Below are 15,040 nucleotides of genomic sequence, written 5' to 3'. Positions count from 1 at the left end.
AGCAAAAAAAGATTACAATTCATAGGTAATTCTCTCGATGGCAGCAAGACGCATGAATTCAAGAACCTGGTTGCAGTCCCTTCTTTTCCTCTTCATTACTGGCAGTTTGATCGTCGCAGCCTTGCTGGTATTGATGATCAGCATCCTCTATCCTTCCCTGCCTTCGATTGATGCACTGACGGATTACCATCCCAAATTGCCCCTACGGGTCTATGACGCCGATGGCGGCTTGATGGCTGAATTTGGTCAGGAACGCCGCGCATTCGTACCGATTGAACAAACGCCCAAAGTCATGAAAGACGCCATTCTGGCGATTGAAGACCGTCGCTTTTACCAGCACAACGGCATTGATACCACAGGCATTTTGCGGGCGATTCGCAACAACCTGACCGGGCGCGGGCACGAAGGCGCCAGCACCATCACCATGCAGGTGGCTAAAAACTTTTTCAGTAATCCAGATACGCCACGCAATCTATGGACCAAGATTAAAGAGGCCTTGCTGGCGATCAAAATTGAACATGCCATTAGCAAAGACAAGATTCTGGAGCTCTATCTCAACCAGATTTACCTCGGTGAGCGCGCCTATGGTTTTGCGACCGCCGCCAAAACCTACTATGACAAAGACTTGAAACAACTGAACCTGGCCGAAGCCGCGCTACTGGCAGGCTTGCCCAAAGCACCGAGCAAATACGATCCATACATTCATCCTGACTACGCCATTAACCGTCAGCACGAAGTACTCCGCGACATGCACCGCTATGGCATGATCTCTGATCAAGCCTATGAAGAAGCATTAAAGGCACCGCTTAAATTCCAGTCATCCAGACGCCAGATCCAGGCACTGGGCGGGGAATACGTGGCCGAGATCGTCAGGGCAAGCTTGTATAAACGCTATGGTGAGAAGGCGTATACCAGCGGGCTGCGTGTTTACACCACTATCAATAGCAAACACCAGGCTGCTGCCAATACGGCCATGATTCAAGGCATCATCAATTTTGAGTTGCGGCACGGGTTCCGCGGCGCAGAGCAAATGTTGCCATTACCGGCAACACTCAGGGCGTCGGAAGCCGCTGATTTATTGCGTGATTTTGTCACTTACAACCAATTTGTGCCCGCCTTGGTCACCAAGGTTGAACCCAACCTGCTCACTTTGGTCACCAAGCGCGGCCAGGTGCTCAAACTGCAAGACAAATCATTGCTACTGGTCAAAAACCATATGCCGCCCGCCAAACCCACGCCCTTGTCACTCAAGCCGGGCGCGGTCATTCGCGTGTATCAAAATGGTGAAGAATGGTCGGTAGTACAACTGCCAGAAGTGGAAAGTGGCTTTATGGCACTCAATCCTGAAACCGGACAGGTACAAGCGCTGATCGGTGGCTTCAGTTTCCAGCGCAACAAATATAACCATGTCACCCAGGGTCGCCGTCAACCCGGCTCCAGCTTTAAACCATTTATTTATTCTGCCGCGCTTGAAAAAGGCTATTCCCCTGCCAGTGTGTTTGAAGACGCACCGATCAGTTTCACCTCCACCGAGACAGGCAGCAACAGTAGCTGGGAGCCGCGCAACTACGATGAAAAATATGCTGGCCCGATGCGTTTGCGTGAAGCACTGGCGCAATCCAAAAACACCATTTCAATCCGGCTTATGAATGCGATTGGCGCGCGTTATGCCCAAAACTACCTGCGCAAATTTGGCTTTAACCCCAAGGATCACCCGGCCTATTTGTCTACCGCCTTGGGCGCGGGCTCAACCACGGTCTGGCAGCTGACGGCCGCGTATGCCACCTTTGCCAATAGTGGCTATCAGGTGCATCCTTACCTGATCGAAAAGATCACGGACAGCCGCGGCAAGGTGATTCAGGCCGTGCAACCAGGCAAACATGTCTCCGCCGAGCGGGTGATTGACCAGCGCAACGCTTTCATCATTACCACCATGCTACAAGACGTGGTGAGAGATGGGACTGCGCGCGCAGCGCTGTCATTGCGCCGCCCCGACATTGCCGGTAAAACTGGCACCACCAACGACCAGTTTGATGCCTGGTTTGCTGGCTACCACCCAAAAGAGGTGGCAGTCGCGTGGGTGGGTTATGACAACCCGCACAACCTGGGCCGAGGCGAAACCGGTGGCCGCGCAGCTTTACCTATCTGGATACGCTATATGCAGCAAACCCTGTCAGGTCAGCCGATTTATCAATACAAAGTGCCTGAGGGCGTCTTGCAATTGAAAGTAGATGCTTACACCGGAGCGCAGATCAGCGAAGACGATGCGGGCATTTATGAGTATTTTTATGAAGAGCACTTGCCACAATCCAAACCCGAAACACTGCCTGGCTTGTTTGACCCGGAGGGTGAACATGCGCCCGAAGAGGAAGAGCCCTCCTTTTTGGAGCGCCTGATCGGCGAACACAGTGGCAACAATGAGGATAGAAAACTGCCAGCCAATCCGGCAGCCAAGCTGCTGAGCCCGAATTAGCAATCAATCTACGAAAAGCCTAAAGTATGTTTGATGATTTTACGAGTGACTTGAGGCAAGAAATTGCCCAATCTGCTGCGCGCCTGATGTTTGAAGAAGGCATCAGTGACTATGCGCGCGCCAAACGCAAAGCCATCAAAGCCATGGGCATCACGCAAGATGCGCCCTTGCCGACCAACGGCGAAATTGATGCAGCTTTGCGTGAATATCACGCGCTTTACGCAGATGAAAGCGATGCCGCTCACCTGCTGGAACTGCGGCAGGCCGCGCTGCATACCATGCGGCTATTGCAAAAATTCCAGCCCTACCTGACCGGCGCCGTCATGGAAGGTACCGCCGGGCCCCATGCCGATACCGAAATCCATGTCTTTGCCGAGAGCGCCAAAGAACTGGAAATCTACTTGCTCAACCAGAATATCCCCTACCGCCTAGACGAACAGCACTACCGCCTGTCAGACCGTCCGAGCAAACAAAAGCACGAATTGCTACGCAAACGGGTGCCGGTGGTACTGGTAGAAACCCGGTACGGTACGCAACGCATCAGTATTTTTGAAGCCGACGACCTGCGTACCGCCCCGCGTAAACACGGGGAAAAGGCGGGAATCCACCGGATGACGCTGGCGCAGGTGGAAGCGCTGCTTAAACCAGTCCTGACCGAGTAATCGGACTTCCGCAGCTCGACTGCGCGTGACATCCCTCATTTAACAACTCAACCTGTTTGCAGAGATTCCCGTGCTCTTGCCTGAGCAATGCCTTCAAGTGCTGATCTCTTCACCTCAACTGTATATTGAACGCATCATCTACTAGGGGCATTCATCGCCAGCGGACTTCTAGGATGACCAAGCGCAAGCTGCGTGGTTATTGCGCTTGCAAGGTGAAGGAGAACGGGCATTTGAAGAAGGCATCCTCAGCCTTAAAGCTGGAGATTGTTTGAATATTGCCGCTAAACACCGGGTGAAATGGTCCTAGCCAAACAGAGAGACCCTCTGACTAGCCGTGTTTTATGAAGGATAAGCGTTACTGGCCAGGTTGTTAGGCAGCATAGAAAATCGTTGCGTAGGGAGGCATGCCTGCACAGTAAACAATGCGTGTTTTCTTCTGATAGCCAATCCCATCGCAAAAAGTATCTAAAGTGTGCGATCACTTTGATGCTTGTCCTCAGAGAATCCTGAGAAAAACCTGAATAAACGCCTGAGTTTTTCTGATCCAGGCATCCGCACCGCTTCTTAAATCACTAGCGCACAGGCTTGATTCAAGTAGCCTCATCTGCCTTGCACGTTATCCGAGGCTACCTTACTGCATGCTAATCTGCGTATAGCCCAACACCGTTCCGGTGGCAAAGGTCAGGTCTATCAGGGCAATCTGATAGTCATTAATGGCGCGAATTTCCTTGATTTGCGCCTCGCCTAGCCGCGTCAGTGTTTCCAGCACCTCGGTCATGGTACGCAAGCCTTCATTAAACTGCTTGAGTTCGGCTTCGTAGTTATAGCCGGCGATCATCACCTGCTGGCGTGCCGCGAGGATGCGCTGCCAGTTTTGCTCAAGCTTATCCAGGGCGTCGTGAATTTCGCGTTTGACGGTCAGCGCTTGCAGCGTTTTGTTTGTCAGGCGCTGCATACGCTGGGCAATCGCTTTATCCAGCTTGGCTTTGCGCGCTTCATTGCTCACTGGCATTTCAAACTTCAGGCCCACGGACCAGTCATTGTATTGGCCATTCAGCAAGTCCTGCCCGATATTGCCTGCCCGGTTGGCAGAACTGGACAGGGCGCCGTATTGGTAATCCAGCGTAAACATCGGCAGGGTCTGATTTTGCAGATAATCAATTTGTAATTGATCTGCGCTCAGTTTGAGCTCCTGATCGAGTAGCTCGATGCGGCTATCCAACGCATCTTTGAGCAGTTTTTCACGGTCAAACTCAAACTTGACCAGATTGGGCATGGTAGAAGGTACCCACGGCAAACTAGTCATGCCTTGCTCCGGCAATTCGTTGAGCAAAAACTGTAACTGGCGCTGGGCCAGCTTGAGGTTGGTTTCGGCAATAATCAGCGTTTCCATGCGATCCGCGACACCAATTTCAGCACGGTTGACTTCAATCGCGGCGGTGAGACCCTCCTGCACGCGGCGTTTGACCATGGCCAGATTTTGGCTGGCATATTCGTACTGGTTGCGGCGCACATCCAGGGCCGCCCAAGCCTCGTATAAATCCCAGTAGGCTTTATCCACCATGGTGACTATACGAATGCTTTGCAACCGCGTTCTGAGCTGGGCGCTATCCTGATCAAGTGCTGCAATGCGGATGCTGGCCTCGTTCACCTGTCGCCCGGCATTACGCAACAACGGCTGGCTAAAGGAGAAGCGCAAAGCACTGCGGTATTGGTCACTGGCCAGACTGCCCTTGCTCTGGTAGTTTTCCAGTGGCGCACTCAGGGTAACACTACCACCAGTTCTTAACGGCACTTTGATGCCCGTTTCCAACTCCCAGAATTCCTTGTTTTGGGCTGCCGGATTCAGTTTGACCAGCTCGCTATCCAGCGCCGGATTATCCGACTTGAAAATCACTTTGTCGCCCGCCATCGCAGGCAAGTCTTTCTGGCCATATTTGGCGTAGGCGAAAATGACCTGGTCAAACTTGGCCTGCTCTTCACGCAACGATTGCGCCGCAATGGTCGGATCGATTTTTGCCACTTGCAGATTAAGATTATTTTGCAACGCCTTCTGCCGCACATCCGCAATACTCAGTTGCGGCCCTTGCTTGGGTGCATTGCTGAGCATATTTGCAGTTTCTGGCGAGTCAAACGGTTGCAGCGCACTTTTCAGGTCTATCACTACCGACTTATTGCGTTGCTGCTGCTGTTGTTTGACCGCATCATGCAGCGGCACACCCTTGCCCTTGGCATATGGCTCCAGGCCGCGGCCTTCTGTGTTCTGCAATCGCTGGCGCGCCCGGCTGTCACTCAATGACTCATCCGCACCGACAACTGTGGCCAATAGCATACTGGCCAGACCAAACAGCCTGGTCAAAACCGGTATTTGCACACCACGCTTCATTTACTTGCCCCAACGCCAGCAGGCAGATTGAGCGGTGTTGGCTCATGCGGGATTCTGGGCGGGAAGCCATTGAGCAGGCGCCACAATTCATAGCCTATCGTCACTTTCTCCAACAATACCCACCCCTTGGCACTGATACCCTGACGCAAAAAGCGGGCTTCTGGCCATTGCGGCGTGCCTTCTTTATGGATCACCATGATACGGAAATGCCCGGTACCATTGTCAGTCGGGTCGACAAAAGCAATTTTGCCCTCAAAAGTGCCCACACCGACTTGCGCCCAGCCAGGCACCTGAATCGCAGGCCACCCCTCAAATTCGAGACGCACAACACTGTCGCGAGTAATCAGTGGCGCATCACGGCCATCAACCCATAACTCCACGGCACGCTGAGAGGTATGTGGCACAATAATCAGCAATGGATCACCTTGCTTGATTATCTGGGATTGTGAATTGACCGGTAAACGGAAAATCGTGCCATCGCGGGGCGCGATGATTTTCTGCATGTTTTGCCGCGCCAGTGAAATCTCGGAGCTGTGCAGGCTGTTTTCAGCATCTGAGACCTCGCCTTTGATTTTGTTGATATTGGCCGTGACCGAATCCAGATATGCTTGCGTATCGGCACGCACCTGCCGAATTTCTGCCTGTGCCGACTGCGCCTCGGCCATAGCCGATTGCAGTTGAGCCTGCACGCTATTCAAGTTTCGGCTGGCAATCGTATGGTCACGCTCAGCCACTTCGGTGTCTCGCTTGGAAACCAGGCCATCGCCCAGTAGGCGTTGCATACGCTTGACCTGCATCGTGGCAGCATCCAGCGTCGCTTGAGCAGAGTTCACAGCTTCACGTGCACTGAGAATTTTTTGGTTAGCGACATCCAACTTGTATTGGGCGGCGGTGATTTTGGCATCGCGGCCGGCGGCCAGGTTGTCACGCTGCACCGAGTAAGCTGATAACTCGCTTTGCTTGGAAGCGAGTTTGTCCTCAAGGTTATCGCGCTGCGCTTGCAGGCGCTGCCGGAAGTTAGGATCAGTATCGCTAATTTCCAGCAATACATCGCCTTGTTTCACTTGCGAGCCTTCTTGCACATACCAGTGCTGGATGAGCCCGCTCACGGGGGCATCGACGGTTTGCACCCGCTCGGAAGGAGAATAGGCCGTGACCTTGCCCAGCGCGGTCACGTTTTGTTGCCATGGCAGAGGCAAAAAAGCAAGGGGCAGCACAACGAGCAGCCAGGCCATCCGTTTGATCCAAACCCTTAAATGCTCAGGGGTTTGTACGCTTTGTGTCAGCATACTTTCAACCGTATTACGCATGCTGACCTCCTGCCACGTCTGTCGCCGCTTGGCTTTGAAGATGAATGACTTGCTTGCATTGCTGGGCGATATGCTGATATCGCGTGGTGATCAACACCATCCAGTCCTGCTGGTGACGCTTAAGCAACATCAGCACCTGATCCAGCTCATGTTGCGCCAGTTGATCCAGCAGGCCATCAATGATTAATACATCCGGTTGACCCAGCATCGCACGGGCAAGCATTAACCGTTGTAACTGTGTATGCGTCATCGGTGCGCCAAAGTCAGTCAAGACTGTTTCTACCCCATTGGGCAGCTTGCTGATTTCTTGCCACAACCCAAGCACCTGCAGTAACTCAATCACCTGATCAAGTGTCACCTCTGGCCGTTGCAACCTCAGATTATCCAGAATAGAGCCATGCTGCCACTCGACTTTGTTCGCCACGCCAATCCGGTCACGCAAATGTGCCAGGTCAAGCTGGCGCACATCAATGTCGTTGTAGCTGACATGTCCTTGCAGCGGCTGCCTCATACCGGTGATCAGCTCCAGCAACGTCGTTTTACCGCTGCCTAAGCCACCGATCAACGCCAGGCTCTCACCACGTTGCAAGTGAAAACTCAGGTTGCTGACCAAAGCAGCTTGATCCGCGTGTTGAAAAGTCAGCTGATGCACCTTCAGGGTAGTGTAGCCTTCCTGACCTGACTGATGCTCCCCAGAGCGCTCTACAGGCAAGGTTTCCAGCACACCAAGTTTATCGACCGCCGCAAGCAGATCATAGAAATACTCCAGCTTGGTCACAAATCGCACAAACGCAGAAAGCACCCCAAAAATAATCAGCTCTGCGGCAACAAACTGGCCCAGATTGATCTGGCCTTTAATCACCAGTGTCCCGCCTAATATCAGCATGCCCGTACCAATCAAGGCATAGAGGCCCACCGCGCCTATCAGTTGCATCATGAGTACTTTAAAGTGCTTGGTCCTGACTTGCAGATAGCCTTCTGCAAGCTGCGCGGTATTCGCCGTGTTGCGCTGAGTCGCACCATAAAACTTTGAGAGCCATTTATTGCGGGCAATGGTTTCCAGCCAGGCCGCCATTTCATATTTGGCTTTAGACTCTTTGATCGATGTCTCTTCAGCCTGTTTACCCAAGCCAAAAATAATCACCCACAACACAATCAGCATGAGGATCACCAAAATGCCAAAATACAGACTATAAAAAAGCAGCACAATGCTGCCGATGATGCCTTGCAACAAGGCGGTCAAGCCAACCGTGAGCAAAGTCGCCATCGATTTCTGCACGGTTTGAATATCAAAATAACGATTCACCAGTTCTACCGGATTGAATTTGTCATACACAGAAATATGAATTTGCCCGGTATTTTGCGCAATCTGTAAGCTATACCGTACAAAAAGCCGTCGCTGAATCATCTCAACCAGAAAACTCTCAATCGCATAAATCGCACCAGACAACGCCAGCAAACAAAACAGGATAAACCCCACTACGTACAGCGGCTGCAATACGCCGCCCATGGTGACGATATTCACCATCGCCTGCACGGCAACAGGAGTCGCGATACCCAGCACACCGTAAGCCGCAGTTAAATAAAACAGCAGCAAAATGTCCTGTTTTTCAAATGAGAGTAATTTGACGACTCTTTGAAAAGGGCTGAGAGATGTTGTATGAATGTTTGCCATAATAAGAATTGTTGTTAACTAGGCCCTGTAAATGGATAACAACCGTTTATATTAGTTCCCAAAAAAAAACGGCTCTAACTAGAGCCGTTTCTTTATACCACACAACGATTACAAGCTGTAAGCACGTTCACCATGTTCAGTCGTGTCCAGACCTTCGCGCTCATATTCTTCACTCACGCGCAGACCGACAACCGCATCTACCACTTTGTAAAGAATGACGCTCACAATACCTGTCCAGATCAAGGTCACGACCACTGCGATGATCTGAGTAGAGACCTGACCACCCATCGTCACACCTTCTGCGTAACCAACACCACCCAAACCTGGTGACATCAACACGCCAGTGCCCACCGCACCCCAGATACCGGCCAAGCCGTGCACACCGAACACATCCAGTGAGTCATCGTAGCCCAGCGCACCTTTCAGTTTGGTCACACCCCACAGGCTGACAAAGCTGGCAGTGAAGCCAAGGATGATAGAACCCATCGGGCCGATAAAGCCGCAAGCAGGCGTAATCGCAACCAAACCAGCCACTGCACCAGAAGCGGCACCCAGCATGCTTGGCTTACCTCTGAACAACCATTCAGCAAAAATCCAGCCCAGTACAGCAGAACCGGTAGCCAATTGTGTATTGATCAGCACCATACCGGCAATGCCATCAGCAGCCAGTTCACTACCGACGTTAAAGCCAAACCAACCTACCCACAGCAAGGAAGCACCAATCATGGTCATCACCAGGTTGTGCGGAGGCATGGCTTCTTTACCGTAACCAATACGTTTGCCCAACATGATGGCACCAATCAAGGCAGCGATACCAGCGTTGATATGTACGACAGTACCACCAGCAAAGTCTTTGGCACCCAGCTCTGCCAGGTAACCACCGCCCCATACCATGTGTGCGATTGGGATGTAGGCAAAAGTCACCCACAATGCCGTGAACAACAATACAGCAGAGAACTTCATACGCTCAGCAAAACCACCAACAATCAACCCCGGTGTAATGGCAGCAAATGTCAGCTGGAAGGTCAAGAATACATACTCTGGAATCGTGCCAGACAAACTAGCAGGTGTAATACCCGCCAGAAACGCCTTGCTTAATCCACCGACAATCATGTTACCTTCGCTGAAAGCCATGCTGTAACCATACGCAGCCCACAATACAGAAATCATAGAGAAGACAACAAACACTTGCATCAGCACTGACAACATATTTTTCTGACGTACCAAACCGCCGTAGAACAACGCCAGGCCAGGAATCGTCATCAAAATCACCAGCACAGTGGCAACAATCATAAACGCGGTATTACCCACATCCAGCGTCGGGGCTGGTGCTGCTTCAGCAGCAGGGGCAGCTTCGGCCGCTGCAGGCGCTTCGGCCGCAGGTGCCGCATCAGTAGAAACGGTTTCTTGTACTGTGATGGTTTCGGTCACAGTTTCTTCTGCATAACTGACTGGGCTTGCCGCCAGACCCATCACGGCGACCAGCGATAATATGGAAAGAATTTTCTTCATAACAGAAGCCCTTTCTTATAGCGCATCCGGACCGGTTTCGCCGGTACGTATACGGTAAACTTGTTCCAAATCGAAGACAAAGACTTTGCCATCGCCGATTTTGCCTGTTGCGGCTGCTTTTTCAATCGCGTCTACGACCTGATCCAGCATGTCATCTTTGATCGCAACTTCGAGTTTAACTTTAGGCAAAAAATCTACGACATATTCAGCACCACGATACAACTCAGTGTGCCCTTTTTGACGGCCAAATCCTTTGACTTCAGTGACAGTGATGCCTTGTACGCCGATATTGGACAAAGCCTCACGCACCTCATCAAGCTTGAATGGCTTGATTATTGCGGATACAAATTTCATTTGCTTCTCCCGTTGTTAACTCTGGCAGGCACATGCCCGCCAGATCTAAAACTTGCTTACTTAGAATGTACGGCCTAATGTTAAAACTAAACGACCATCATTCAGGTTTTTGCTTTCAACTGCGCCGTTAGTGCCTTTACCATTAAAGCTTGAGCCGCCGTAGCCTCTGTAACCCCAGTAGCGTGAGTTATCAGACTCAATCCAATACACACCCGCATTCCAGCCTTCTGTAGCACCGATTTTGAATGCTTTGCTTAAGCCGATTTTCCAGTCTGTGTAGTCTGGGTCAGTTGCTTTAGAAAGAGAATCGCTAGGCAAGTTAATGCCGTCGGTGGAGAACGTTCTATCAAGTTTACCAGAGACGTTCAAACGCCCAACGTGAGCAATCAGAGTCAAATCCCACCATGGCAATGGATAAGCAGCGTTCAGCTCAACATAGGTTGAACCTTTAGTACTGCCATCCCAACCAGTAGACTTATCTGCACCAAACCAATCGGTCAGAGTGTACGACAGTTTTGCACTGATCCAGTCATAAGAAACACCAACGTTTGCTTCGTAAGTATCCCAACGCCCACCCCCTGGAGTCAAAGGTCTGTTTGGGTCTGGGTTACCATTACTATCAACTGTAGTAGAGCCTCTGTATTTTTTCCATGAACCACCTGGATACAGGTAGCCGTAAATACCAACGGTGTAGCCTAATTTCTCTACGGTTGGAATCGTACCGTTATAACCGGCATAGATATCAATTTCAGTAGTGGCATCAGGATAGGTATTTGGTGTTACACCAGAACCCCAAAGGCCAGTATAGAAACCGCTGGAATGCGTAATATCCATACCGCCTTGCACGGTTGGCTTATGCCAGGATTGTGAAATACCACGGAAGTAGTAGTCAGATACCACACCGATGTTACCAGTGGCAGTCCAGTCAGATTTGGCTTCTTCCTTGGCTTCTTCAGCTGCGTATGAAACTTGTGCAAATGACATTGCACTCAATACTGCTGTGAGCAAAATAGATTGACGCATTTATAGGTCCTCTCTCTGTGAAAATCTTGATCAAATTGTTGTAAACGAGAATGAAACAACATTGACCTAAAAGCAAGGCACGTGCCAACCCACATAGCTATTAAAAATCAATATCTTAATTAAAATACTTAAATTAAATACTTACATTAGCAACACAACAACATGTTTTTAATTGAAAACACATAAAAATCAACCATTTACACCCCTTTTTTCGAGGGCCTTACATGCTAAAATGTGATCCCAAGGAGAGCCTGCCATGCTATTTTCAAATGAAAAAATTAAAGAATTATCTTTTAAAATCAAACAACTAATTGATTCAAGCCCCATTTCAGAGCTTGAAAGCAACTTGCATGCACTAATTCAGGGCATGCTCCCCAAAATGGAACTTGTTTCGCGCGAGGAATTTGATATTCAGGCCGCTTTGCTGGCACGCACGCAGCAACAATTAAAACAGCTTGAAGAAAAAATCAGCCAGCTAGAACAAGCCAATGCCGCCAGAAAGTAAAATTTAATTTACAATTGTTAGCATTCTTTGGTGCGGGAGTGCTACATGAGTTTGGCCGTGTTATACAGTCGGGCCCTGAGTGGGATGGATGCACCAGAAGTGGTGGTAGAAGTGCATCTCGCCAATGGCCTGCCCAGCTTCACTATCGTCGGGCTGCCAGAAACCGAAGTGAAAGAGAGCAAAGACCGGGTTAGGGCAGCGATTCAAACCGCACAGTTTGAATTCCCGGCGCGGCGGATTACAGTTAACCTGGCACCGGCAGATCTGCCCAAAGAGGGGGGCCGCTACGATTTACCGATTGCGCTTGGGATTCTGGCAGCCTCCGGGCAATTACCTAAACAAGCGCTGGCCAACTATGTCATCGCTGGTGAGCTGGCATTAACAGGCGAGTTAAGGCCGATACGCGGCGCCCTGGCGATGACTTACCAACTGATTCAGGGCCCGGCGCACAAAAGGGCGGCGATTTTGCCCCAGGAGAGTGCGCATGAGGCAAGCCTGGTTGAGGGGTGTTCCATTTTTGCCGCGAATAGCCTGCTTGAAGTCTGTGCCCATCTGTCTGGCAAACAATCGCTGCCCCCTCACCCGCTGGTGCTGTCAGAATCCTCGTTAAGCTTTCCGGATTATCTCGAAGTCAAAGGTCAATTACGCGCCAAGCGCGCCCTGGAAATTGCCGCGGCGGGCCAACATAGTTTATTGATGAGCGGCCCGCCAGGCACAGGCAAAAGCATGCTGGCGAACCGGTTTAATAGCATTCTGCCAGACATGACTACGCAGGAAGCGCTGGAAAGTGCGGCAATTTTGTCACTGACCGGCCAGTTTCCGGCCAGCCAATGGAAAAAGCGGCCATTCAGGGCGCCACATCACACCGCCTCTGCCGTGGCACTGGTGGGTGGCGGCAGTGTGCCCAGACCCGGAGAAATCAGCCTCGCCCATCACGGCGTATTATTTTTGGATGAGCTGCCTGAGTTCGACAGGAAAGTGCTGGAGGTGCTCCGCGAGCCGCTGGAAAGTGGCAATATCACCATTTCTCGGGCAGCCAGACAGGCAACTTTCCCGGCCCAGTTTCAATTGCTTGCAGCGATGAATCCTTGTCCATGTGGCTATTACGGGCACTATAACCAACGCTGCCGCTGTACGCCTGAGCAAATTCTGCGCTATAAAAACAAACTTTCCGGCCCGCTGCTGGACAGGATAGACATGAATATTGATGTACCAGCACTAAAACCAGAAGAGTTGTCACATGACCATCATGGTGAACAGAGTGCGGCCATTCGTGCACGCGTGATTCAGGCGCGAGAGCGTCAACTGACCCGCCAACAGAAACCGAATGCAGCCTTGGGTGCGCTCGAAATTTCCACCCATTGCCAATTGGGTGACCAGGCGAATCACTTACTGCAAATGGCGGTGCAAAAGTTTTCACTGTCTGCCCGCAGCTATCACCGCATCCTCAAGGTCGCAAGAACCATTGCTGACCTGGCCCAGGCCGAATACATTCTGGATAAGCACATTGCAGAGGCGCTACAATATCGGCGTCATGACTATTGAAAGCGTATTCCACATGCAACTTTATGATGCCAGTATCGCCCCGCTGATTCGTAACCTGCAAAATCTCGAGCACATTCTGCGGCAAGGGGAAGCCTATGCAGAACAGAAAAAAGTCGCACCAGAAGTGCTACTGAATAGCCGTTTGTATGTGGACATGTACCCATTAACCAAACAGGTGCAACTGGTGAGCGACATGAGTAAAGGGGCGGGTGGACGACTGGCAGGCATAGACATTCCGCAATATGCGGATGATGAAGCGAGTTTTGAACAGCTCTACGCCAGAATCGCCAAGACAGTCGCGTTTCTCGAAGCCATCAAGCCTTCACAGCTGGAAGGCGCCGAGCATAAAGAAGTGGTGTTAACCATACGTAAAGTGGATCTGACCTTCACCGGCTTGGATTATCTCGAAAAATGGGTCATGCCCAATGTGTATTTTCATGTCACCACGGCATACAACATTTTGCGCCATATTGGGGTGCCACTGGGCAAAACCGACTACCTGGGTCAAAAGCGCTGATGCCTCAAGGCCGTTTGCGCCAGTAGCCCGGTTGCTGGTCTGACTGCAACATGGCTTTACGGCGCAATGTCTCATAGGCTTCGCTGTCTGAAATTCCTTGGGCAGAGGCCATCGCTTTCGCCTGCTTGTTCGCGGCAACCACCCAGTCAGGATTTTCCTGATAGCTCCGGTCTTGCATGCAATGCTCCAACACGCGTGACTGTCTAGCCGCTTTTTCCAGCTTCTGGAAGGGTAGTTGCTCTGGTAACGCGGCCGCTGCCTTACTAGCAATCAAATCACACTCATTGATGGTATGAGCCAACGCATTTTGCGCAGGTGCAGACGCTGGCAACTGCAGCGATTGCCAATACCAATACCCCACTGCCGCCAGCATGGCCATCAACACAACCCACATAAACCGACTCGCACGCATGCATCCGACTCCTTTTTGTTGTTCAACCCTGCCAATATTTTAAGCCAAACCGGCCGACAGCCCTTATAAAAGCTGGATTACTTCATTAAAGCGTCATACAAGACCATTAACATAGATTTAAATGATCGCATGAACAAATTAATTCAAGAATGGAAACCTGATGACGTTAATACAAGTATACATAAACAGAACTAAAGGACGCCCCATGAAAGACTTGCAACAAGACGAGCCGCTGACTTATACCGCCAGCATGCCAGAATTGATGACGGCGCAGGACATTATGTATCTGGCTGAAGATATCACTGCAGACAGCAACATTCAGGCAATTTACAAACCTGCTGAGCTGACGCTGGAAGTCGTGTAAAACACACCGGCAGTTTGCCTCACACCGCTACGCAGGTCATAGCGTGGCATTGCATCGCATGTTGCTTGCCCAGACACCTAACTGGTCCAGCCCTCAACTGATAGACACCCGCCTGACGTTTGCCTACAATAAAACTTCTCTTCAACCGGACGAGAAGGAGGCAACCATGTTTTTAGGCGCAGCAGGCATCTACACACTGATTGGCATCGTCGTCGCAATTTGCCTGATATTGTATGTATTTGCAAAAAAGGTAAAGTAATCCGTATCACATAAAAAAGCCCCGTTTACGGGGCTTTTTTATT

Annotated in this window: 14 protein-coding genes; 7 read left to right on the top strand and 7 right to left on the bottom strand. The window is 50.9% G+C overall.

Annotation, left to right across the window (positions count from 1 at the left end; translation table 11 throughout):
• Positions 1–52 precede the first annotated feature (52 nt).
• Both ACT53G_RS11300 and ACT53G_RS11295 read left to right on the top strand, forming a co-directional pair.
• Entirely contained in the window at positions 53–2,473 is a 2,421-nt protein-coding gene (locus ACT53G_RS11300; protein ID WP_476169446.1) for a penicillin-binding protein 1A, read from the top strand.
• A gap of 26 nt (positions 2,474–2,499) precedes the next feature.
• Positions 2,500–3,135 carry a hypothetical protein gene (locus ACT53G_RS11295; RefSeq protein WP_476169445.1) on the top strand — a complete coding sequence of 212 codons (636 nt, stop codon included), beginning with the start codon at positions 2,500–2,502 and terminating at the stop codon, positions 3,133–3,135.
• Between the two features lie 631 nt (positions 3,136–3,766).
• Here the strand turns inward: ACT53G_RS11295 and ACT53G_RS11290 are convergent.
• The 6 genes from ACT53G_RS11290 to ACT53G_RS11265 all read right to left on the bottom strand — a co-directional run bounded on the left by ACT53G_RS11290 (position 3,767) and on the right by ACT53G_RS11265 (position 11,395).
• A complete protein-coding gene (locus ACT53G_RS11290) occupies positions 3,767–5,509 on the bottom strand; it encodes a TolC family protein (protein ID WP_476169444.1) in 1,743 nt (580 codons plus the stop codon).
• 8 nt (positions 5,510–5,517) lie between these two features.
• Positions 5,518–6,831 (bottom strand): HlyD family secretion protein, encoded by a 1,314-nt coding sequence (locus ACT53G_RS11285; protein WP_476169443.1) that lies wholly within the window; start codon positions 6,829–6,831, stop codon positions 5,518–5,520.
• Positions 6,824–8,506, bottom strand: coding sequence for a peptidase domain-containing ABC transporter (locus ACT53G_RS11280; RefSeq protein ID WP_476169442.1), 1,683 nt, complete (start codon positions 8,504–8,506; stop codon positions 6,824–6,826). The genes ACT53G_RS11285 and ACT53G_RS11280 overlap by 8 nt, the downstream gene beginning before the upstream one ends.
• Before the next feature lie 108 nt (positions 8,507–8,614).
• A complete protein-coding gene (locus tag ACT53G_RS11275) occupies positions 8,615–10,018 on the bottom strand; it encodes an ammonium transporter (RefSeq protein ID WP_194748998.1) in 1,404 nt (467 codons plus the stop codon).
• Between the two features lie 15 nt (positions 10,019–10,033).
• Positions 10,034–10,372 carry a P-II family nitrogen regulator gene (glnK, locus tag ACT53G_RS11270; RefSeq protein ID WP_018986930.1) on the bottom strand — a complete coding sequence of 113 codons (339 nt, stop codon included), beginning with the start codon at positions 10,370–10,372 and terminating at the stop codon, positions 10,034–10,036.
• 60 nt (positions 10,373–10,432) lie between these two features.
• The gene (locus ACT53G_RS11265) at positions 10,433–11,395 is read right to left on the bottom strand and encodes a TorF family putative porin (RefSeq protein WP_476169441.1); all 963 of its coding nucleotides are present in this window, start codon (positions 11,393–11,395) and stop codon (positions 10,433–10,435) included.
• A gap of 256 nt (positions 11,396–11,651) precedes the next feature.
• Between ACT53G_RS11265 and ACT53G_RS11260 the strand changes: the two genes are divergently transcribed.
• The 3 genes from ACT53G_RS11260 to ACT53G_RS11250 are packed head-to-tail and all read left to right on the top strand — an operon-like array spanning position 11,652 to position 13,962.
• Entirely contained in the window at positions 11,652–11,900 is a 249-nt protein-coding gene (locus tag ACT53G_RS11260; RefSeq protein ID WP_194749000.1) for an accessory factor UbiK family protein, read from the top strand.
• Between the two features lie 45 nt (positions 11,901–11,945).
• Positions 11,946–13,445 carry a YifB family Mg chelatase-like AAA ATPase gene (locus tag ACT53G_RS11255; protein WP_476169440.1) on the top strand — a complete coding sequence of 500 codons (1,500 nt, stop codon included), beginning with the start codon at positions 11,946–11,948 and terminating at the stop codon, positions 13,443–13,445.
• Between the two features lie 13 nt (positions 13,446–13,458).
• The gene (locus ACT53G_RS11250; RefSeq protein WP_476169439.1) at positions 13,459–13,962 is read left to right on the top strand and encodes a DUF1993 domain-containing protein; all 504 of its coding nucleotides are present in this window, start codon (positions 13,459–13,461) and stop codon (positions 13,960–13,962) included.
• Between the two features lie 4 nt (positions 13,963–13,966).
• Here the strand turns inward: ACT53G_RS11250 and ACT53G_RS11245 are convergent, their stop codons facing one another.
• Positions 13,967–14,374 carry a hypothetical protein gene (locus ACT53G_RS11245; protein ID WP_476169438.1) on the bottom strand — a complete coding sequence of 136 codons (408 nt, stop codon included), beginning with the start codon at positions 14,372–14,374 and terminating at the stop codon, positions 13,967–13,969.
• Positions 14,375–14,579: 205 nt separating this feature from the next.
• Between ACT53G_RS11245 and ACT53G_RS11240 the strand changes: the two genes are divergently transcribed.
• Complete coding sequence (locus tag ACT53G_RS11240; RefSeq protein WP_194749004.1) at positions 14,580–14,738, top strand: hypothetical protein; 159 nt, start codon at positions 14,580–14,582, stop codon at positions 14,736–14,738.
• 43 nt (positions 14,739–14,781) lie between these two features.
• On the top strand, positions 14,782–14,997 hold the full coding sequence (locus ACT53G_RS11235; protein WP_476169437.1) for a hypothetical protein: 216 nt from the start codon (positions 14,782–14,784) through the stop codon (positions 14,995–14,997).
• The last annotated feature ends 43 nt before the right edge of the window (positions 14,998–15,040 follow it).

This window comes from Methylophilus sp. DMC18 (genome assembly GCF_056314005.1).
The sequence above is the reverse complement of the archived record's forward strand: the minus strand, read 5'-3'. Positions and strand labels throughout refer to the sequence as shown.

Coding starts and splice junctions, on each gene's coding strand:
- ACT53G_RS11300 (WP_476169446.1), top strand. CDS start 53: ATGAATTCAAGAACCTGGTTGCAGTCCCTTCTTTTCCTCTTCATTACT.
- ACT53G_RS11295 (WP_476169445.1), top strand. CDS start 2,500: ATGTTTGATGATTTTACGAGTGACTTGAGGCAAGAAATTGCCCAATCT.
- ACT53G_RS11285 (WP_476169443.1), bottom strand. CDS start 6,831: ATGCGTAATACGGTTGAAAGTATGCTGACACAAAGCGTACAAACCCCT.
- ACT53G_RS11280 (WP_476169442.1), bottom strand. CDS start 8,506: ATGGCAAACATTCATACAACATCTCTCAGCCCTTTTCAAAGAGTCGTC.
- ACT53G_RS11275 (WP_194748998.1), bottom strand. CDS start 10,018: ATGAAGAAAATTCTTTCCATATTATCGCTGGTCGCCGTGATGGGTCTG.
- glnK (WP_018986930.1), bottom strand. CDS start 10,372: ATGAAATTTGTATCCGCAATAATCAAGCCATTCAAGCTTGATGAGGTG.
- ACT53G_RS11265 (WP_476169441.1), bottom strand. CDS start 11,395: ATGCGTCAATCTATTTTGCTCACAGCAGTATTGAGTGCAATGTCATTT.
- ACT53G_RS11260 (WP_194749000.1), top strand. CDS start 11,652: ATGCTATTTTCAAATGAAAAAATTAAAGAATTATCTTTTAAAATCAAA.
- ACT53G_RS11255 (WP_476169440.1), top strand. CDS start 11,946: ATGAGTTTGGCCGTGTTATACAGTCGGGCCCTGAGTGGGATGGATGCA.
- ACT53G_RS11250 (WP_476169439.1), top strand. CDS start 13,459: ATGCAACTTTATGATGCCAGTATCGCCCCGCTGATTCGTAACCTGCAA.
- ACT53G_RS11245 (WP_476169438.1), bottom strand. CDS start 14,374: ATGCGTGCGAGTCGGTTTATGTGGGTTGTGTTGATGGCCATGCTGGCG.
- ACT53G_RS11240 (WP_194749004.1), top strand. CDS start 14,580: ATGAAAGACTTGCAACAAGACGAGCCGCTGACTTATACCGCCAGCATG.